The sequence below is a fragment of the Agromyces mangrovi genome, from assembly GCF_030296695.1.
In the GTDB taxonomy this organism is placed as follows: Bacteria; Actinomycetota; Actinomycetes; order Actinomycetales; family Microbacteriaceae; genus Agromyces; species Agromyces mangrovi.
Genome location: NZ_AP027737.1, coordinates 2060637 through 2079722 on the forward strand (window position 1 = coordinate 2060637; position 19086 = coordinate 2079722).

The following is a 19086-nucleotide window of genomic DNA, read 5'->3' on the forward strand; positions in this document are numbered from 1 at the left end:
CGAGCGCGCGCGTCAGCCGATCGCGTCGACGATCGCTGCGAACTTGATCGTCGACTCGGCGAGCTCCTCGCCCGGGTCCGAGTCGCGCACGATGCCGGCGCCCGCGTGCGCGCGCACCGACCCGTCGGGCCCGATCTGCGCGCAGCGCAGCGCGATCGCCCACTCGCCGTCGCCGTCTGCGCCGATCCAGCCGACGGGCCCGGCGTACCGCCCGCGGTCGAACCCCTCGAGGTCGGCGATCGCGGCCGTCGCCACGTCGGTCGGCGACCCCGCCACCGCGGCGGTCGGATGCATCGCGGCGACGAGGTCGAGCGACGTCGATCCGTCGCCGAGCGTGCCGTCGAGGTCGGTCGCGAGGTGCCACAGGTTGGGCAGGCGCACGGTGAAGGGCTCGGCGGATGCCTCGAGCCGCGACGTGTGCGGCCGCAGCGTCTCGATCGCGCTGCGCACGGCGAACGCGTGCTCGTCGCGGTCCTTGGTCGACGTGGCGAGGCGCAGCTCGGCGTCGTGGTCGCCGTCGGCGCCGACGCCGCGCGACGCGGTGCCGGCGAGCACGCGCGCGCTCACGCCGCCGCGGTCGACGCGCACGAGCGTCTCGGGGCTCGCGCCGACGAGCCCGTCGACGGCGAACGTCCAGGTGTCGGGGTAATCGGTCGACAGCTTCGACACGAGCCGGCGCACGTCGGCGCCCCGGGGCATCCGCCCCCGCAGTTCTCGCGCGAGCACGACCTTCTCGAACTCGCCGCCCTGGATGCGCCGCACGGCGTCGGCGACGGCGGCCTCATACTCCGCGGGCGGCAGCGCGCCGTCGCGCAGCTTGACGCGCCACGGCGAACCGAAGGCGGTGGGGTGGGGGAGCGGCGGCAGCGAACCCGTGCCGCCGTCGATCGGGCGGATGCGGGTGATCCACGCCCGCCCGCCACGACGGCCGGCGACGATGGCCGGCACGACGAGCGCGCTGGGCGACGCGGAGTCGTCGGCGAACGCGAACGACGCGAACGCGACCAGGCCGGAGCCGGGCACGTCGACCGCGTCGGCGACCTCCGCGAGATCCGCGATCGCACGCCACGCGTCGGCGGCATCCGCGAACCGCGATGCCCCGCCGAACTCGAGCCGCAGGGCCTCGCCGATGCCGACGATGCCCTCGCCCTCGCGCAGCCAGGCGAGCGGTGCGGACGCGTCGGTGAGCGGGAGCAGCTCACCCGGATCGACGACGCCCCGTGTCTCGACGTGGAGCCGCGTGCGTGCCGTCGGGTGCGCCGCACCCGCCGTCGCGATGGGGCCCGTGAACGTCACGGAACCAGCCTACGCCGCGGATCTGGGGGCCTGCTCCGAGTGCGTGCCGCTGGAGGCATCCGCTCGCTCATGACCAGCGAGAACGGTCAGCTCGGCACGACCTGCACGCCCCGCCAGAACGCGACGTGCCCGGCCAGGTGCGAGGCCTTGGGGAGCGGCTCGGGGTAGGTCCATGCCGCGTCGGGGTTGTTCGACCCGTCGACGCTGACGTGGAAGTAGTCGGCGGTGCCCTTCCAGTGGCAGACGGTGTGGTTGCGGCTGTCGCTGAAGTACTCGGCGTTGATCGACTCGCGCGGGAAGTAGTGGTTGCCGTCGACGATGACGGTGTCGTCCGACTCGGCGAGCACGGCGCCGTTCCAGATGGCCTTCATGAGTGGTCCTTCCACCAGGGGGAACGTGGAAGGGCGGCGCCGGGTGGCGCGCCCCGAGGCCGACGGCCTCGTTCCATGCAAACGCATGGCAGCTGCCGGGCATTCCGGGCGAGCCTGAGTTTCGCCCGAACGTCCGCTGCGAGGCATCCGAACCGCAATAGGCTGGGGAGGTGATGCGCGCAGACCTCTCCAAGCGGCCCGAGCAGGTGTCGGCCATGTTCGACCAGGTCGCGGAGCGGTACGACCTCACGAACGACCTGCTGTCGCTCGGCAACGCGCCGCTCTGGCGCATCGCCACGACCCGCGCGATCGATCCGCGGCCCGGCGAGCGGGTGCTCGACGTCGCCGCCGGCACGGGCACCTCGAGCGCGAGCATCGCGCGCACCGGTGCGAGCGTCGTCGCCGCGGACTTCTCCCCGGGCATGATCGACGTCGGCATGCACCGGCAGTGGCGGCATCCGAACCTCTCCTTCGTCGAAGCGGATGCCACGAACCTGCCGTTCCACGACGGGGAGTTCGACGCGGTGACCATCTCGTTCGGGCTGCGCAACATCGTCGACCCGAAGGCGGCGCTCGCCGAGTTCCGCCGGGTGACCCGCCCCGGCGGACGCCTCGTGGTGTGCGAGTTCTCGCACCCGCCGGCGAAGCTCATGCGCACCGCCTACGGCATCTACCAGCGCACCGTGATGCCCGCGCTGGTGCGGCTCACGAGCTCGAACGACGACGCGTACGAGTACCTGAACGAGTCGATCGCGAACTGGCCGACGCAGCGCCTGCTCGCCGGCTGGCTGCGCGAGGCGGGGTTCGCGCGCGTGCAGTGGCGCAACCTCACGGGCGGCGTGGTGGCGTTGCACCGGGGCTGGGTGCCGGCGGCGTAGGGGGCCGCGACGCAGCATCCGCAACCCGACCGTGAGCGTCACTCACAGCCCGCGTGGCGGTTCGCGTGCGACGTGATCGGTAGGCTGAGGGGGTGAATCCGAGCGTGCAGGTGCCGCGACGCGGCTCGAAGCTGGCGTCGAGTCTCGGGATCAGCGAACGGATCTTCAGCACGAGCGAGGACCGGGCGATGGCCCGTGCGATCGACGAGGGGCTCGAGCTCGTCGAGGCGGGGCTCGAGCGGGAGGCGCGCTTCGCCGACCCGCTCGCCGACGTCGCGGGCCGCTACCTCCTCGAGGCGGGCGGCAAGCGCGTGCGACCGCTGCTGACGCTGCTCATCGCACGGCTCGGCGACGGCACGACCGACGAGGTGCTCACCGCGGCGCAGGCCATCGAGCTCACCCACCTCGCCTCGCTCTACCACGACGACGTCATGGACGAGGCCGACAAGCGCCGGGGCGTGCCGACCGCGCAGAACGTGTGGGGCAACTCGGTCGCGATCCTCACCGGCGACCTGCTGTTCGCCCGGGCCAGCCAGCTCATGGCGCAGCTCGGCGACCGCGCCCTGAAGCTGCAGGCCGCCACGTTCGAACGGCTCGTGCTCGGCCAGATGCACGAGACCGTCGGGCCCGCCGAAGGCGAGGACGAGATCGAGCACTACATCCAGGTGCTCGCCGACAAGACCGGCGCGTTGATCGCCGCCGCCGCGCGCGCCGGCGTGAGCTTCTCGGGCGCCGACCCGGCCCTCGAGCAGCCCGTCGTCGACTTCGGCGAGCGCATCGGCGTCGCCTTCCAGCTCGTCGACGACGTCATCGACCTCGCGCCCACCGGCGACGACACGGGCAAGATCCCGGGCACCGACCTGCGCGCCGGCGTCGTGACGCTGCCGCTGCTGAAGCTGCGTCGCCTCGCGGCATCCGATGCCGATGCCGCCGCACTGCTCGAACGCATCGAGCTCGACGTGGTCGGCGCGCCCGCGTCGGCCGACGCGCCGGGTGCCGACCAGTCGGTCGTCGCCCGCGCGGAACTGACCATCGCCGAACTGGGCGAACACCCCGTCACGCAGGAGACCGTCGACGAGGCGCAGCGCTGGGCGCGCTGGGCCGTCGAGGCGATCGAGCCGCTGCCGGCCGGCGGCGTGAAGAAGGCGCTGACCAAGTTCGCCGACACCATCGTGGAGAGAACGAGTTGACTCGCAGCAAGTTGCGCCTGGCCATCGTCGGAGCAGGCCCCGCCGGCATCTACGCCGCCGACATCCTCCTGAAGTCTGAGCGGAACTTCGACGTCTCGATCGACCTGTTCGATCACCTTCCCGCGCCCTACGGCCTGGTGCGCTACGGCGTCGCCCCCGACCACCCGCGCATCAAGGGCATCATCACCGCGCTGCGGGACGTGCTCGACCGCGGCGACATCCGCATCTTCGGCAACGTGCGCTTCGGCGACGACATCACACTCGACGACCTCAAGCGGCACTACAACGCCGTGATCTTCGCGACGGGGGCGGTGCAGGATGCCTCGCTGCGCATCCCCGGCATCGAGCTCGAGGGTTCGTACGGCGCGGCCGACTTCGTGAGCTGGTACGACGGGCACCCCGACTACCCGCGGGAGTGGCCGCTCGAGGCGCAGTCGGTGGCCGTGATCGGCAACGGCAACGTGGCGCTCGACGTCTCGCGCATTCTCGCGAAGCACGCCGACGACCTGCTGCCCACCGAGATCCCGGCGAACGTCTACGAGGGGCTGAAGGCCTCGCCGGTGACCGACGTGCACGTGTTCGGTCGCCGCGGCCCGACCTCGGTGAAGTTCACGCCGCTCGAGCTGCGCGAGCTCGGCGAGCTGAACGACGTCGACATGATCGTCTACGACGAGGACTTCGACTACGACGACGCGGCCCGCGCGGCCGTCGCCGGCAACAAGCAGGTCTTCGTGATCGACAAGGTGCTGAACCAGTGGCGCCAGCGCGAGACCGGCCACGCGTCGCGCCGCCTGCACCTGCACTTCTTCGCCAAGCCGCTCGAGGTCGTCGACGACGGCACCGGCCGGGTCGGCGCCTTCCGCTACGAGCGCACGCGCTCCGACGGCGAGGGCGGCGTGGTCGGCACCGGCGAGATCCGCGAGGTGCCGGTGCAGGCCGTGTACCGCGCGATCGGCTACTTCGGCTCGGAGCTGCCGGGCATCCCGTTCGACCGCGACTACGGCGTGATTCCGAACCACGAGGGCCAGGTGCTGCGCCACGACGCCGAGACCGGCGAGTCGGGCCGCATGTACGGCGTCTACGCCACGGGCTGGATCAAGCGCGGCCCGGTCGGCCTCATCGGCCACACCAAGTCGGATGCCATGGAGACGATCCGCCACCTCATCAACGACGTGGGCAACTGGTGGTCGCCCGCCTCGCCCTCCGAGCAGTCGGTCGTCGACCTGCTCGACGAGCGCGGCGTGCGTTACACCGACCTCGCGGGCTGGCACCGCCTCGACCAGCACGAGCTCGCCCTGGGCGAGGCCGAGGGTCGCACCCGCATCAAGGTCGTGCCCCGCGACGAGATGGTCGACATCTCGCTGGGCGAGCTCGCGCTGTAGCCGTTTGCGCTCGACGGTTTCGGGCGTGCCCGGCCGTGCGCTGCGCGCGCTACGCTGCACCTCATGCCCGCCGCCGTCCTGATCGCGCTCGCCGCGCTCGCGGGCGCCGTCCTCGGCTGGTGGCTGCTCGTCCCCTGGGCGGCCCGCAACCTGACCGGGGAGCGGATGCCGCTGAGGCGGCGGATCCCGAGACGGCTGACGCCGCGCCTGGCGGGCCGCCGGCCGCACCCCGCTGGTTCCGTCCGGTCGCAGCCCTCGCGACCGCCGCCGCCTTCGCCGCGCTCGCCTGGTCGCTCGGCCTCATCTGGCTGCTCCCCGCCCTCCTCGCGTTCGCCGCGACCGGTATCGCCATGTCCCTCGTCGACCTCGCCGAGCAGCGCCTCCCGAACCGCATGCTCGGCCCGTCGCTCGTCATCGTCGCCGCGCTCCTCCTCGTCGCCGGCGTCGCCACCGCCTCCTGGTGGTCGCTCCTCTGGGCCCTCGTCGGCGCCGTCGCGATGTTCGCGTTCTACCTGATCATCGCCGTGATCGCCCCGAGCGGCGTGGGCATGGGCGACGTGAAGCTCGCCTTCCTCGTCGGTCTCGTCGTGGGCTACTTCGGCTGGGCGATCTGGGTCCTCGGCCTGTTCCTCGGCGTCTTCGTGGGCGGCCTCGCCGCCGTCGGTGCACTGGTGGCCCGTCGCGTCACCCTGCGCGGCCACATCCCGTTCGGCCCGGCGATGGTGGTCGGGGCGACCTTGGCGTTGTGCGCCCCGGGCATCCTCGCCGGCTGAGCGTAGCGCCCCCAACGGCACCCCCGATGTGGGGGTACCCGTAACAGGGGGTGACTTCAGTACCGTGAAACAGGCCCCCTGGCCCCAAACTTCTTCGCTCGATCACACGAGGTCCCCATGCTCAAGCTGTTCGCGACTCTGCACGTGCTGAGGTCCGTGGTTCGCGATGAGGAACGTGGGAATGCAGCAGAGTACGCCCTGGTTCTCGGCTTGGTTGCGCTCGGCATCATTGTCGGTCTTGGTGGGCTTGCTCTGGCGTTGAACACGTTCTTCATCAACGCCGCGGCCGAGATCCCTAACGACGAGTACCCCCACAAGTGGGGAGTACTCGTCGTGTCTATGCGCCCGTAATGTTCTTCTCGTCGCTCGCGGGGCGGGCGGCGACCCTACTGACCGACTCATAGGAAGCACCCCGAAAATGCTGAAGTTCTTCGTCACCCTCCAGTCCATCGCCAACTCGATCCGCGAGGACGAGAAGGGCAACGCGGCCGAGTACGGCCTCATCATCGCACTGGTTGCGATGGGCATCCTCGTGGGTCTCGGCGCGCTCGCGCTTGCGCTCAACGGCCTCTTCACCAACGTCTCCACCGAGCTCGCGGTCTAGGCACGTCGAACCAACACGATCAATACGTCACTCCGACTTGGAGACCTGCGCTAGTGCAGGTCTCCAAGTCGGTTGCCGACTTGTCGCAACTCGGTCGGAGCGCTGAGGCAGTGGATCGAGCGGAATCGAACGGCGCCGAATCCACCGCTACGGCAACCTGGTCGATCTGGAAGCTGTCGATCCTGGATTGAAGGTTGAGCCCATGCTCCGACGTGAACGAGGTGCCGGCGCCGTTGAGTTCGCACTCGTGTTTCCGGTACTCATCCTGTTGGTTCTCGGAATTGTCGAGCTCTCCCACCTCTACAACGTGCAGATCTCGCTAAGTGGTGCCGCGCGAGAGGCCGCGCGTGTCATGGCGATCGAAGACGACGCGAGCGTCGCGCGCAGCGCAGCAGTGAGCGCAGCGCCGTCGCTGAACCCTGCACTCGCGGCCGGGCAGATCGCGATCACGCCGTCGTCTTGCGAGGACAACCCGGGAGCCCAGGTGCAGGTATCGATCGACTACACCGCGACGCTTCTTACGAACATCCTGCCGGCGCCGATCTCAGTGTCGGCGACTGGCGCCATGCGGTGCGGAGGCTGAACTCATGCGATGGCTCGGATTCCTTGGGAAGCGTGAACGTGGTGCCAGTGCGGTGCTCGTCGGGCTCATGCTGGTCCCTCTCGTCGGGGCTGGGGCCATTGCTGTGGATGTGGGCGCGCTCTATGCCGAGAAAGCGCAGCTCCAGAACGGTGCCGATGCTGCGGCACTGAGCGTCGCTGCGGAGTGCGCAATTGACGAATCCACCTGTGCTGGGCCGGCCGGAGGCATCGCCTCAACGTATGCGAATTCCAATGCGGTGGATGCGCTCGCTACGGCCCTCACCCCCTCCATCAACTTGTCCTCCAATACAGTCACTGTCACAACTGAGACGTTCTCGGAGGATGGGGCGATGCTTCGCCATCCTCTTGCCCAAATGATCGGAATCCCGTCGAGCACGGTGCGTGCGGCGGCGACCGCCGAGTGGGGAACGCCGGTGGTCGGGTCTGTGATCCCGCTGGCCATCGGGCAGTGCGAGTTCGCACTTTCTCCGCCGCAGGAGGGTGTGGCCAATCCCACCCGAATCCTGATTCAGTACGACACCGTCGACCGCAAAGAGTGCGAGGACATCTTCCTCTCGGGAGGGTTCGGTTGGCTTGACACCTCAACCCCGTGTCTTGCGATAGTCGACGTGAACGATCCGTGGGTGGGAAGCGATCCCGGGAACAGCCTCGCGAGTTCTGGCTGTGACGTCGACGCCGACATCGTCCCGCTTCTCGGCACGACAATCCTGATCCCGGTGTACGACGAGATTCAGGGGACCGGCCAGAACGGTCAGTTCCACATCTCAACGTTCGCGGCGTTCCACCTCACGGGATTCAAGTTCAGTGGTCAGAACACGTACACCGACCCACTCGCTCCCGAGTGCAAGGGCAATTGCCGCGGACTCCAGGGCTTCTTCATGAAGTACGTCAGCGTGAGCGATGCCTTCGAACTCGGCGACGGCATCGACGCCGGACTCACCGTCGTACGACTCATCGACTAGAACAACCCGAACACCTGACCGACGAGAACCAGCTGACAACCCGACGTCGGCAGAAAGCGTGACATGAGAATTAGGATCATCGGCGCTGTGATCGCCGTTCTACTCGCAGCGGTCGGCGGATACCTGCTCTGGATGTATGTACAGAGCGCGGATCAGCGGGCAGCCGATGGCGCTGAGTTCGCTCAGGTGTTCGTGGTGACCGAAGAGGTTCCCTCAGGAACGCCCGGCGAACTCATCGGTGACTACGTCGAGATCGATGAACTCCCTCAGCTGGCAATCCAACCCGAGATCGTTACGAACCTGGACGACGTTGCGGGTCTCGTCACGAATGCCGAACTCGTCCCCGGTGAACAACTCATCGAAGCACGCTTCTCGTCTCCTGCCGAGCTCGCAGCCCAAGGCGATGTCGCGCTTCCGGAAGGCTTCCAGGAGGTCACGCTCCCAGTCGAGGTGGCACGTGCAGTCGGTGGGGCAGTCCGGCCGGGATCAACCGTCGGCGTTGTCATTACGGTCGACAAGGATGTAAAGGCCGGGCCCGTTGAAGGCGATGCGCCTGGAGCGCCCACAACGGACGCGGAAGTCGAGGGGACGACTACCAAGTTCACCTTCCACAAGGTGCTCGTGACACGCGTGCAGGCCGGAACAGTCGTGACCACCAACGCGGAGGAAGAAGTCACTACTTCCGACGTCCTCATGGTGACCTTTGCGGCGAGTACTCCGCAGATCGAGCAGCTGGTGTGGGCCGCGGAACTGCAGGACTACAACGACAGCTCCGGAATCTGGCTCACGCTCGAGCCCGAAGACGCCGACGAGAGTGGCTCGCGCGAGGTCACGAGGGACAACATCTTCGAGTGAGCCGATATCTCCTGATCAGCCGCAGCGCGGAGTACGAGACTCGGCTCCGCCGCCTGTTGCGCTCGAAGCTCGAGGCCCTCCCAGGTGAGTATCTGGCGTTCGGACCCGATGAGACGCTCGCGCAGTTGCGGGGATCGCCTCGAGTCGCTCTGCTGGGCCCGCTACTGAACTTCGCAGAGTCCAAGGCAATCGCGTCGGCGCTTCAAGAACGGCACCCAGGCATCGGCCTGATCGTTGTTCGCGAGCAGCGATCCGATCTCGAGGACTGGGTCGATGGTATGGCAATCCACGCGGTTCTCAGCCCGGAAGCCACCGATCAGACGACGGTCGACCTGATTAGTCGGCTTGAGGAGTGGCTCGTCTCGCACGGAAAGCTGACTCCGGTGCGCGAGGAACCGGAAGAGGAGCAATCGCAAGCGGAACCTGATGCCGACGTCACAGGCCTCGGAGAGTTCGGTCTCGGCGCGATCGATGACAGCATCGCTCTCGAATCGACCGCGTCAGAGGGCGACTCGGACGCGGAGGACGAGCCAGCCGACACGTTGATACTTCCCGCTCCCCTCGATGAACACGTGCGCACTGAGGTGATCGCGGTGGTTGCGCCGAAGGGTGGACAGGGCAAGACGACGACCGCCATCAACCTCGCCACGGGACTCGCCGAGGTGGCGCCAAACTCCGTCGTGCTCGTCGATGCCGATGTCCAGTTCGGTGACATCGCCCACGCCCTCAATCTCGATCCGCACTACTCGCTCGCAGACGTGGCCTCCGCAGGCGACGATGAGATGGCGTTGAAGGCCCTCTTCAGCCACCACGAAGACGACTTCTTCGTGGTGCCGGCACCGCCTTCGCCTGAGTTGGCGGATGACATCGACGCCCGCGCGCTCGGTTCGATGCTTCGGAACCTATCCACGATGTTCCGCTACGTCGTTGTGGATACGACGCCCGGGCTTGGGGAACATGCTCTTGCGGCGCTCGAGAATGCAACCGATGGTGTGTTCGTCACGAACATGACCGTGCCCAGCTTGCGTGCTCTTCGCAAGGAGTTCGAGCTTCTGCTCGACCTCGACATCCTCCCTTCGAACCGACACATCGTGATGAACTTCATGGACAAGTCGAGTGGGCTTCTGCAGAAGGATGCCGAGGAGATCATGGGCGCGAAGGTCGACGTGGTTGTTCCGAGGTCGGGGGCGGTCGTGTTCGCAAGCAATCAGGGAGTTCCAGTGATCCACCACGACGTTCGCGATCCGGCAGCGAAGGCACTACGTGAGCTTGTGCAACGCATCGAGCCGTCGGCCGCGCCGAGCCGGCGACGCATCCATCGGAAGACGAGGACCCCATGAGACTCAGCGACCGACTCGATCAGGCGCGCGGCGCGCATCGCGCGAACGAGGAAGCAGGCGAGCAGTCGCCCGCTTCGGAGAACAGTGTCGAGGATGCCGCGACACCGTCTCCTGAGCAGCATTCCCCTGGCTCAGAGGCCGACGCACGAGTCAGCGACCTGCCAGAGTCAACTACGGTCCCAGGATCCGCGACGCCCGGTAGGGAAGATGAGCAGCACTCGTCCACCTGGGAGGCGATGCACGGGGAAACTCGGCAGGCGCCAGTCAGCGACGCCGTCAAGGAACTCAAGGAGCGGGCCGCACAAGAGCTGTTCCGGCGTATCGGAACTCGGCTCAACGACCCGAGTCTCACCGAGGAGCGCCTGCACCAGATGGCGCGGGAGGAACTTTCGCGAATCGTTGCGGCCGAGCAGGTGGCACTCTCCACGGTGGAGCGCAACCGGCTCATCACAGAGATCGGGGCCGACGTACTCGGATTCGGTCCGCTCGAGACGATGCTTGATGATGATGCCGTGACCGAGATCATGGTGAATCGACATGACCAGATCTACATCGAGCGAGCCGGTCGGCTCTACGAGTCGCGGTTGAAGTTCACCGGCGAGCCGCAACTGCGCCGAGTGATCGAGCGCATCGTTTCGCGGGTGGGTCGTCGTATCGACGAGTCGTCGCCGCTCGTGGATGCACGACTGGATGATGGATCGCGTGTCAACGCCATCATCCCGCCTCTCGCCGTGGACGGGTCGTCGCTGACGATTCGAAAGTTCTCGCGTACGCCGCTGACGGTCGACAACCTGATCTCGTATGACACGATGACCCGTGAGATGGCCGACCTGCTCGACGCGGCTGTACGTGGTCGGCTGAGCATCCTCGTGTCGGGCGGCACAGGTACCGGCAAGACCACCCTTCTGAACGTCCTCTCTGCGAACATCCCGAACGACGAGCGGATCATCACCATCGAGGACGCGGTGGAGCTCCAGCTTCAGCAGGAGCACGTCGTGCGCTTGGAGTCACGACCTGCGAACATCGAGGGCCGCGGGGAGATCACCATTCGCGACCTGGTCCGGAACTCGCTGCGTATGAGGCCGGACCGCATCGTCATTGGTGAGGTCCGTGGCGCCGAAGCACTGGATCTGCTGCAGGCGATGAACACGGGCCATGAAGGATCGATCTCGACGATCCACGCGAACTCCCCTCGGGACGCGATTGCACGACTCGAGACGCTGGTACTGATGGCGGGCATGGACCTGCCGCTCCGCGCGATCCGCGAGCAGATCGCGTCCGCCATCGACGTCATCGTGCAGATCTCCCGCATGCGGGATGGCACGCGTCGTGTCGTCAGCGTGACTGAGGTGCAGGGCATGGAGAGCGACGTTGTCACCATGCAGGACGCCTTCGCATTTGACTATGCAGCCGGCATCGACGAGGACGGTCGCTTCCGGGGCCACGCAATCCCGACTGGCGTGCGGCCGCGGTTCGTCGACCACTTGGCGGACTTCGGTATCGAGGTTCCGGCCTCGCTCTTCCAGAGCGCTCCGCCACCTTCGAACTACGGGAGGCGCTGATGTCTGCCGTATACGTACTTGGCCTCCTAGCTGCGCTCTTCGCGCTGCTTGCGCTCGTTGTCTTCGTCATCGCGCCGCCAGCACCCCGCGTGGCGCTCGACAGGCGTTTGGCACCAGGGACGCAGTACGAGAGCCGCCTCACACGGGCCACGAATCGAACCGTACGGACGATCGAGAAGACGATGCGCCGTCGCGAGCGTGGTGCGTTTGGCGAGGAGTCTCTGGAGCTTGCTGGGGTGCGGATGCAACCATCGGCATTCGTCCTCGTCACATTCTCGATCTCGGCACTGCTGGCTGCCATCGGCGTACTGATCGGCTTCGGGACTTGGTGGTCCCTCGTGCTCGGCCTGCTCTTCGCTTGTTTGGGGCCGCTCTTCGCGCGCCTATACCTCGCTCTGCGTGTGTCTTCCCGTCGGTCCAAGTTCGCTGAACAGCTGGATGACACGATGCAACTGCTCGCCGGAAATCTCCGCGCGGGTCACGGCCTGGTGCAGGCAATCGACTCGGTGGCACGCGATGGTGATGCTCCGACGTCAGAAGAGTTTGCGCGCGTGGTCAACCAGTCGCGAATCGGACGAGACCTCAACGATGCCCTCACCGACACGGCCGAGCGGATGCAGTCCGACGACTTCAAGTGGGCGGCCCAGGCGATCGCGATCAACCGCGCAACCGGTGGCAACCTTGCCGAAGTACTGTATGGCGTTGCTGCGACAATCCGAGAGCGAAACGAGATCCGTCTCAAGGTGAAGTCGCTCTCGGCTGAAGGCCGGCTGTCGGCGACGATCCTGTTGATCCTGCCCGTCGCCGTATTTCTTGGTGTGCTGATCATTCAGCCGAGTTACTTCGAGCCATTCTTCACAACCCTGTTCGGGTGGATTGCGCTTGTGGTGGCGGGGGTGCTCATGATCGTCGGTGTCGTGTGGATGCTCGCCGCGGTCCGCGTGCGGTTCTAGGAGTTGACGTGACCGAACTATTGCCTCTCATCGCCATCGGCGCGGTTGCACTGGGTGCCGCACTCCTGGTCTTCTTGGTGTTCGCCTCCCTCCCCCAAAAGGCTGCTGTGCGAGAGCTCCTCGAGCCCTCGCAGGTGCAGCCTCGACGAACCGACGACACGCGGCCGTTCTCTCAGAAGCTTGCCGACACCTTGCCGAACGGGTACACCGGCTGGGTGCAGCGACAGATCATCTATTCCGGCCGCACAGGGGATTGGAGCGTCGGAGGATTCGTGCTGCTCAAGCTCTTTGTCACGGCGTTCGGCGTGCTTGTCGGAGTCGGTGCAATCGTCATCGCTCAGAATGCATTGATGATCGGGGCGGGCGTCGTGATGATGCTGCTGTTCCTTGTGGCACCGGAGGTCATGCTCAACAGCCGCGCCGACGACCGACAGACGGCGATTCAGCGTGCTCTTCCCGACACCCTTGATCAGATGACTATCGCGGTCGAGGCCGGGTTGGGCTTCGAGGGGGCGATGGCGAGAGCTGCTCAGAACGGTTCGGGGCCCCTCAACGATGAACTCGTGCGCACTCTGCAGGACATGACGATCGGTCGTTCCAGGTCGGATGCGTACTCTGCACTGCTTGCACGGACCAATAGCGAGGATCTGCGTCGATTCGTACGTGCGATTCAGCAAGCAGACCGGTACGGCATTTCAGTGGCCGACGTGCTGCGCGTGCAAGCACGTGAAATGCGTGTGAAGCGTCGAGCTAGGGCCGAGGAATCGGCGATGAAGATCCCGATCAAGGTCGTCTTTCCCTTGGTGTTCGCGATCCTCCCCGTACTCTTCATCGTCCTGCTGTTCCCCGCCGTGCTAGGCATCGTTGCCGCCTTTAGCTAGGACACGATCATCCCGGGCGAAGTTTCCTCGGGTTCGTATGGGCCAACGAACGCGATAGCGTGAGTGCGTTCGCGCTCGTCCCCCTGCGGGCGCGGTGGGCTTCGCGATGCTGCGGCCCGATCGACCCTGAGCCGAGGACGAGCATCCCCCATGCGCATCCGAACCGGCGGTGCTGACGACGCCGCCCTGCCCGCAGACGACACGGCAGCGCGAGCCGCCGGCATGCAGCGCGAAGGCGGGGAGCGCGCATGAAGCCGATCGTGCTCGTCACGCGCAACACCGTCTACGACCTGCGCATGCGGCGGCTGTTCGAGGGGAAGCTCCGCTCCATCCCGGGCGAGTTCCTCGGCATCGGCACGTCGCTGGTGCTCGACCGCGTGGGAGACGCCCCGAAGATCGCGCTGCTCGGCCCCGAGCTGAGCCAGACCGAGATCCTCACGCTCGCGACGGGACTCGTCGAACGGCACCCGAGCATCGGGCTCGTCGTCGTCGAGGCGGTACCCAGCGACCCCGAGACCTGGATTGGCCGTGGCATCCACGCGGTCATCTCCGCCACCGCCACCGACCCCGAGAAGCTCGAGCTCATCACGCGGCTGCAGACCTGGCTCAATCTGTACGGCGGCGAGCAGGACCCGAGCGAGTTCGGCGGCATCGACGACGAAGCGGATGCCCCTGAGGCGGCCGTCGCGCCCACTGACGGAGCCGCAGCGGCGACGCCACAGGTCCCCGAGGACGATCGCGTCCAAGAGGTCGTCTGGGTCGCCGAGACCGCCGGGCGCGCGGGCTCGTCGGAGAGCGATGGAGCGGCCGCCCCGGAGCGATCCGCATCACACACGGCGGTGCTCGCACCCGAGCGCCCCGAGTCACTGCCGGCCGACCCCGATGCCCCGCCGCGGCTCGCTCCGCCGCCCCCGCCTCCTGCCAGCTGGGCAGCCGAGCCCAAGCAACAGTCCGTCGCGCTCCCAGTCGCAGCACCCGCCAGCAGCTCCATCGGAACCGAGACATCGGCCGACTCGGATGATCCCACCACCCCAAGCGAGATCATCGTCGTCGCTGCACCGAAGGGGGTCAGGGTAAGACCACCGCGGCGATCAACCTCGCCGTAGGACTCGCCGAGGTCGCTCCGGGCCAGGTGGTGCTCGTCGACGCCGACCTCCAGTTCGGCGACATCGCGAGCGCGCTGAGCCTGCCCGACTCGCGCACCATCGTCGGTGCACTCGACACGCGCGACGACGATGAGCTCGTCGACGGTCTGGTGCGCCACGAGGACGACTTCTTCGTGATGCCCGCTCCGCCCACGCCGGAGGACGCCGAACACGTCACCCCGGCCGATCTCGTCAAGGTCGTCCGTCGACTCAACGGTCGCTTCCGCTACGTCGTCGTCGACACGACGCCCGGCGTCGGCGAGCACAGCCTCGCGCTCATCGCCGCCGCGACCGACGGCGTCTTCATCGCGAACATCAACGTGCCGAGCCTGAACGCGATGCGCAAGGAGCTCCAGCTCCTCGACAGCACCGACGGCATGCCGCCGAACCGGCACATGGTGCTGAACTTCACCGACCGCAAGGCGGGCATCACACCGGCGAAGGCGGCGGAGGTCGTCGGCACGGCGTTCGACATCGAGGTGCCTCGCTCGGTCGCGGTGCTCTTCGCGAGCAACGAGGGCGTGCCGCTCATCCACCACGACGTGCGCGACGCCGCCGCGAAGGCACTGCGCAAGCTTGTGCAGCGCATCAACCCTGCTGCGGTACCGACCCGTCGACGCATCCACCGCCGCTGGCGCGCGCAGTGACACCAGGCTGCGGTTATCCACAGCCCTCGCGACGCCGATGCGAGCCCAGCGACACGCCACGACTACCCTTCCTCGCGTGACGGCGATACTCCTCGGTGGCGGCGCGGTCTTCGGCGCCGTCGCCGGTTGGTGGCCGATCGCCGGCTCCGCCCGCAGCGCCACGCACGGCACCCGTCTGTGGACGCGCCGCGCACGCATCACCGTCACGGTCGCGGCAGCCCTCGGCGGGCTTGCGATCTGCTGGGGCATCGGACTCTCGCCCGCTCTGCTGCCCGCCCTCGTCTTCCTGATCACCGGCACGGCACTGGCAGCGACGGATGCCGCGGAGCGACGCGTCCCGGCAGGAACCGTCTTCAGCGCCAGCGTCCTCATCGCCGGCTCGCTGGTCATCGCCGCGGCGATCGACGGCACGTGGTGGACGCTCCTCTGGGCTGGGCTCGGCGCCCTCGGCATGGGCGCCATTGCCGCCGCCGGCGCGCACTGGCTGCCGCGCATCGTCGCCTGGCGCGACCTCGGCCTCCCGATGCTCGCTGGGCTCGTACTCGGCGCCCTCGGTTGGCAGGCGTGGGTCGCGGGCCTCGCCGGCATGCTCGTGATCGGCTTCCTCGTCGCATCCGTCGCCCGACTGCGCGGCGACAGCACCACGCTCGCCGGCGCCGTGCCGCTCGGCCCGTCGATCATGGCGGCATCGGTGCTCGCCATCGTGCTCGTCTAGCGTCAACCCGCGGCCCGCGCGTGGCATACACCCGCGACCCATAGGCTGAACGCAGGGCGAACGGGGGTGGTCCGGCAGTGAGCAAGGCGAGCGAGCCCGACTGGCAGCCCGACCTGCTCGGCGATCGCTACGAGCAGGTCACGCTGCCGCTCGAGGCCGACGACGAGGGTGACGTCGTCGCAACCCTCGTGCGCTACCGGCCGAAGTTCCGGCTACGGCTCACGCCGGGTGCGGCCGCCGACTGCGACGTGCTCTACGTGCACGGGTGGAGCGACTACTTCTTCCAGACCGAGCTCGCCGAGTTCTGGGCGGATGCCGGTGCGCGGTTCTACGCCCTCGACCTGCGCAAGTACGGGCGGAGCCTGCGCGACGGCCAGACTCCAGGGTTCGTCACCTCGCTCGGCACCTACGACGAGGACATCGAGGCGGCGCTCGGCGCGATGGGGCGACCGGTCGACGGTCCGAAGTCGGCGCGTCCGCTCATCCTGCTCGGGCACTCGACGGGCGGACTCACGCTGAGCCTCTGGGCCGCGCGGCATCCGGGCGTGGCATCCGCGCTCATCCTGAACAGCCCGTGGCTCGAGTTCCAGGCGAGCCGCATCGGGCGCGAGGCGGTCACGCCGCTCATCGACCTGTCGGCGCGCGTCGACCCGCGCGGCGGCCTCCCGAACGTCGACCTCGGGTTCTACACGCGCGCGGTCGCCGAGGAGGAGGGCGGCGAGTGGAGGTACGACCACGCGTGGCGGCCGAACCGCGGGTTCCCGGCGTCGGCGGCGTGGCTTTCGGGCGTGCTCGCCGCGCACGCGCGGGTCGCGGCGGGTATCGACGTCGGCGCACCGGTGCTCACGCTGCTGTCGAAGCGCACGACGATCCTGGCCCGATGGAGCGAGGAGATGCGCTCGAGCGACAGCGTGCTCGTGGTCGACGAGATGGCCGAGCGCGCGCTGCGGCTCGGCCCGTCGGTCACGGTCGAGCGCATCGAAGGCGCCCTGCATGACGTCTTCCTCTCCCGCCCCGAGGTGCGTCGCGACGCCTACGACCGGGTCACCCGCTGGTTGCGCGGATTCGCGCCGGTGTAGCATCCGCTCGCCCTGCCCCACGAACTGGGCGGTGAAGCCGACCGCGCCGGCGATTAGGCTCCCACCATGCCCCGCCTGCCATTCGCGATCGTCGTCGTCGCGCTTGCCGCCATGGTGATCGTGCCAGGCATCGCGAGCCTGTCGCCGACGCCGACGTTCTTCGGCTGGCACATGTACTCCGGGTATCGTGCGCCACTGACGTTTGAGGTCACACACGAAGACGGCACACGAGTTGACGTCCCGTTGAACGATATTGCTGCTGGCCTTCGCGTGGAGGTCGCATACGCAAGAGTCGGGGCAGCGTTCCTATGTGAACGCGACCAATCGGCTACTACCGTTCGAGCCGTTCGAGTTGATGGGTCAGTGGACGTGGAGTACTCATGCAGCGACTTCTGACCAAGGAAGTCGATGCGCGACCTCTCGCGGTGTCTCGCATCGTCGTGGGCCTTGCGGCGATGGGCGTGAGTCTCGAATGGGCGATCCCGCTCCTTCGCTTGACTACCGGCGAGTATCTCAGGACACCCGTGCTTTGGGGAGCGCCAAGCCCGTCCGTTGCATTCGTGCTGTTCATCTACATCATGACCCTTGTAGGTGCGATGGGAATGGCACTGGGTGCACTCGGGAGGGCCGCCCCCTCGATGGTTGGCTTGGCCTGCCTCCTCGCTCTGCTTGCAGATCAGCAGGTCTACAGCAACCATGCGCTCTTGCTGCTCTTGCTTTCCATACTGCTCGCCCTGAGCGACGCGCATCGCACCCTCTCGATCCTGCGCCGGAACCGCGGTCCCGTCCAGGTCGCCTACTGGCCTGCATTCCTCATCCGCGCGCTACTCTCGTCGGTCTACCTCTGGACCGCGATCGCCAAGGTCAACGGCGACTACCTCGCGGGCGACGTCTTCGCTCACTTCGGCAACGACCTCATGGGCCTGCTCGCACCAGTGCTGCCCGCGCTCGCCGTCACGAGCATCGTCACCGAACTCTTCGTCGGCATCGCGCTCTGGGTCCGTCCGCTGTTTCCGCTCGCGCTGCTCGCGGGCATCGGCCTGCACACCGGCATCATCGTGACCCTGCACGACCCGTACCCGCTCGTGCTCTTCGCGATGCTGATGGCGCCGGCCTACCTCCTCGCCGGAGCCGAGTGGGTGCGCGGCGGCGGCGCGCTCGTCGAGCGCGCACAGCTTGCCTGGTCAGCAGTGAAGCGGCGGATGCCTCGCCGGCGAGGCGTCGCGAGCAGCGCCCCACCCGCCTGAGTTGGCCTGCCGGCCCAGCCCTACCGGAAGTTCACGAACTGCAGGTCGACGTCGAAGTCGGCGCCCTTCAGCAGCGCGATGGTGGCCTGCAGGTCGTCGCGGCTCTTCGACGAGACGCGCAGCTCGTCGCCCTGGATCTGCGACTTCACCGACTTCGGCGCCTCGTCGCGGATCAGCTTGCCGATCTTCTTCGCGTGCTCCTGGTCGATGCCCTGCTTGAGCGCGACCTCGAGGCGGTACTCCTTGCCCGACGCGTACGGCTCGCCCGCGTCGAGGCTCTTCAGCGAGATGCCGCGCTTGACGAACTTCGACTGCAGCACGTCGAGCACGGCCTTCACGCGCTCCTCGGAGTTCGCCTTCAGCAGGATCTTCTCGCCGCTGAACTCGACGGATGCCCCCACGCCACGGAAGTCGTACCGCTGGTCGATCTCCTTGCGGGCCTGGTTGACCGCGTTGTCGGCCTCCATCTTGTCGACCTTGCTGACCACGTCGAACGTCGAATCTGCCATGCCCGCCAGTCTAGCCAGCGCCCCTCCCGTGCCAATCGCCCGCCCGTCCGGCGCACGGTCCCCATCGCCTGAGGGCTGTATCTCGATTGAGGGC

General features: G+C 67.6%; 22 protein-coding genes. 19 read left to right on the top strand and 3 right to left on the bottom strand.

Annotation, left to right across the window (positions count from 1 at the left end; all coding sequences use genetic code 11):
* Positions 1-12: 12 nt before the first annotated feature.
* Positions 13-1296, bottom strand: a complete 1284-nt coding sequence (locus QUE38_RS09790) for an isochorismate synthase (RefSeq protein ID WP_286307808.1) — start codon at positions 1294-1296, stop codon at positions 13-15.
* An 86-nt stretch (positions 1297-1382) separates the two neighbouring features.
* Positions 1383-1667 (bottom strand): DUF427 domain-containing protein, encoded by a 285-nt coding sequence (locus tag QUE38_RS09795; protein ID WP_286307810.1) that lies wholly within the window; start codon positions 1665-1667, stop codon positions 1383-1385.
* 173 nt (positions 1668-1840) lie between these two features.
* Between QUE38_RS09795 and QUE38_RS09800 the strand changes: the two genes are divergently transcribed.
* The 19 genes from QUE38_RS09800 to QUE38_RS09890 all read left to right on the top strand — a co-directional run bounded on the left by QUE38_RS09800 (position 1841) and on the right by QUE38_RS09890 (position 18483).
* The gene (locus tag QUE38_RS09800) at positions 1841-2545 is read left to right on the top strand and encodes a class I SAM-dependent methyltransferase (protein ID WP_286311765.1); all 705 of its coding nucleotides are present in this window, start codon (positions 1841-1843) and stop codon (positions 2543-2545) included.
* Positions 2546-2637: 92 nt separating this feature from the next.
* Positions 2638-3735 (top strand): polyprenyl synthetase family protein, encoded by a 1098-nt coding sequence (locus QUE38_RS09805; RefSeq protein WP_286307812.1) that lies wholly within the window; start codon positions 2638-2640, stop codon positions 3733-3735.
* Positions 3732-5117: an FAD-dependent oxidoreductase gene (locus QUE38_RS09810; protein ID WP_286307814.1), complete on the top strand. Its 1386-nt coding sequence runs from the start codon at positions 3732-3734 to the stop codon at positions 5115-5117. The genes QUE38_RS09805 and QUE38_RS09810 overlap by 4 nt, the downstream gene beginning before the upstream one ends.
* A gap of 119 nt (positions 5118-5236) precedes the next feature.
* On the top strand, positions 5237-5890 hold the full coding sequence (locus QUE38_RS09815; RefSeq protein ID WP_286307818.1) for a prepilin peptidase: 654 nt from the start codon (positions 5237-5239) through the stop codon (positions 5888-5890).
* Between the two features lie 117 nt (positions 5891-6007).
* Positions 6008-6241 carry a Flp family type IVb pilin gene (locus QUE38_RS09820; protein WP_286307819.1) on the top strand — a complete coding sequence of 78 codons (234 nt, stop codon included), beginning with the start codon at positions 6008-6010 and terminating at the stop codon, positions 6239-6241.
* A 67-nt stretch (positions 6242-6308) separates the two neighbouring features.
* Positions 6309-6494: a Flp family type IVb pilin gene (locus tag QUE38_RS09825; RefSeq protein ID WP_286307821.1), complete on the top strand. Its 186-nt coding sequence runs from the start codon at positions 6309-6311 to the stop codon at positions 6492-6494.
* 202 nt (positions 6495-6696) lie between these two features.
* Positions 6697-7077, top strand: a complete 381-nt coding sequence (locus QUE38_RS09830) for a TadE/TadG family type IV pilus assembly protein (protein WP_286307823.1) — start codon at positions 6697-6699, stop codon at positions 7075-7077.
* 4 nt (positions 7078-7081) lie between these two features.
* Complete coding sequence (locus QUE38_RS09835; protein WP_286307825.1) at positions 7082-8059, top strand: TadE/TadG family type IV pilus assembly protein; 978 nt, start codon at positions 7082-7084, stop codon at positions 8057-8059.
* A 63-nt stretch (positions 8060-8122) separates the two neighbouring features.
* On the top strand, positions 8123-8914 hold the full coding sequence (gene cpaB / locus QUE38_RS09840) for a Flp pilus assembly protein CpaB (RefSeq protein ID WP_286307827.1): 792 nt from the start codon (positions 8123-8125) through the stop codon (positions 8912-8914).
* The gene (locus tag QUE38_RS09845; RefSeq protein ID WP_286307829.1) at positions 8911-10254 is read left to right on the top strand and encodes an AAA family ATPase; all 1344 of its coding nucleotides are present in this window, start codon (positions 8911-8913) and stop codon (positions 10252-10254) included. Before cpaB ends, QUE38_RS09845 begins: the two co-directional genes overlap by 4 nt.
* Positions 10251-11816, top strand: coding sequence for a CpaF family protein (locus QUE38_RS09850; protein WP_286307830.1), 1566 nt, complete (start codon positions 10251-10253; stop codon positions 11814-11816). The genes QUE38_RS09845 and QUE38_RS09850 overlap by 4 nt, the downstream gene beginning before the upstream one ends.
* Positions 11816-12769: a type II secretion system F family protein gene (locus QUE38_RS09855; protein WP_286307832.1), complete on the top strand. Its 954-nt coding sequence runs from the start codon at positions 11816-11818 to the stop codon at positions 12767-12769. The genes QUE38_RS09850 and QUE38_RS09855 overlap by 1 nt, the downstream gene beginning before the upstream one ends.
* 8 nt (positions 12770-12777) lie before the next feature.
* On the top strand, positions 12778-13650 hold the full coding sequence (locus QUE38_RS09860; protein WP_286307834.1) for a type II secretion system F family protein: 873 nt from the start codon (positions 12778-12780) through the stop codon (positions 13648-13650).
* Positions 13651-13898: 248 nt separating this feature from the next.
* Complete coding sequence (locus QUE38_RS09865) at positions 13899-14756, top strand: hypothetical protein (RefSeq protein WP_286307837.1); 858 nt, start codon at positions 13899-13901, stop codon at positions 14754-14756.
* A gap of 26 nt (positions 14757-14782) precedes the next feature.
* Positions 14783-15442, top strand: coding sequence for an AAA family ATPase (locus tag QUE38_RS09870; protein ID WP_350227463.1), 660 nt, complete (start codon positions 14783-14785; stop codon positions 15440-15442).
* Between the two features lie 76 nt (positions 15443-15518).
* On the top strand, positions 15519-16157 hold the full coding sequence (locus QUE38_RS09875; protein WP_286307839.1) for a hypothetical protein: 639 nt from the start codon (positions 15519-15521) through the stop codon (positions 16155-16157).
* Between the two features lie 77 nt (positions 16158-16234).
* Positions 16235-17236, top strand: coding sequence for an alpha/beta hydrolase (locus QUE38_RS09880; RefSeq protein WP_286307841.1), 1002 nt, complete (start codon positions 16235-16237; stop codon positions 17234-17236).
* 66 nt (positions 17237-17302) lie between these two features.
* Positions 17303-17632, top strand: a complete 330-nt coding sequence (locus tag QUE38_RS09885; RefSeq protein ID WP_286307843.1) for a hypothetical protein — start codon at positions 17303-17305, stop codon at positions 17630-17632.
* Positions 17617-18483, top strand: a complete 867-nt coding sequence (locus QUE38_RS09890) for an HTTM domain-containing protein (RefSeq protein WP_286307845.1) — start codon at positions 17617-17619, stop codon at positions 18481-18483. The genes QUE38_RS09885 and QUE38_RS09890 overlap by 16 nt, the downstream gene beginning before the upstream one ends.
* Before the next feature lie 20 nt (positions 18484-18503).
* Here QUE38_RS09890 and QUE38_RS09895 read toward each other — a convergent pair whose 3' ends face one another.
* The gene (locus tag QUE38_RS09895; RefSeq protein ID WP_286311768.1) at positions 18504-19001 is read right to left on the bottom strand and encodes a YajQ family cyclic di-GMP-binding protein; all 498 of its coding nucleotides are present in this window, start codon (positions 18999-19001) and stop codon (positions 18504-18506) included.
* Positions 19002-19086 lie beyond the last annotated feature (85 nt).

Excerpts from the sequence above, each read along its gene's own strand:
- QUE38_RS09795 (WP_286307810.1), bottom strand. The coding sequence starts at position 1,667 with ATGAAGGCCATCTGGAACGGCGCCGTGCTCGCCGAGTCGGACGACACC.
- QUE38_RS09800 (WP_286311765.1), top strand. The coding sequence starts at position 1,841 with ATGCGCGCAGACCTCTCCAAGCGGCCCGAGCAGGTGTCGGCCATGTTC.
- QUE38_RS09820 (WP_286307819.1), top strand. The coding sequence starts at position 6,008 with ATGCTCAAGCTGTTCGCGACTCTGCACGTGCTGAGGTCCGTGGTTCGC.
- QUE38_RS09825 (WP_286307821.1), top strand. The coding sequence starts at position 6,309 with ATGCTGAAGTTCTTCGTCACCCTCCAGTCCATCGCCAACTCGATCCGC.
- QUE38_RS09830 (WP_286307823.1), top strand. The coding sequence starts at position 6,697 with ATGCTCCGACGTGAACGAGGTGCCGGCGCCGTTGAGTTCGCACTCGTG.
- QUE38_RS09835 (WP_286307825.1), top strand. The coding sequence starts at position 7,082 with ATGCGATGGCTCGGATTCCTTGGGAAGCGTGAACGTGGTGCCAGTGCG.
- cpaB (WP_286307827.1), top strand. The coding sequence starts at position 8,123 with ATGAGAATTAGGATCATCGGCGCTGTGATCGCCGTTCTACTCGCAGCG.
- QUE38_RS09850 (WP_286307830.1), top strand. The coding sequence starts at position 10,251 with ATGAGACTCAGCGACCGACTCGATCAGGCGCGCGGCGCGCATCGCGCG.
- QUE38_RS09855 (WP_286307832.1), top strand. The coding sequence starts at position 11,816 with ATGTCTGCCGTATACGTACTTGGCCTCCTAGCTGCGCTCTTCGCGCTG.
- QUE38_RS09865 (WP_286307837.1), top strand. The coding sequence starts at position 13,899 with ATGAAGCCGATCGTGCTCGTCACGCGCAACACCGTCTACGACCTGCGC.
- QUE38_RS09885 (WP_286307843.1), top strand. The coding sequence starts at position 17,303 with ATGCCCCGCCTGCCATTCGCGATCGTCGTCGTCGCGCTTGCCGCCATG.
- QUE38_RS09890 (WP_286307845.1), top strand. The coding sequence starts at position 17,617 with ATGCAGCGACTTCTGACCAAGGAAGTCGATGCGCGACCTCTCGCGGTG.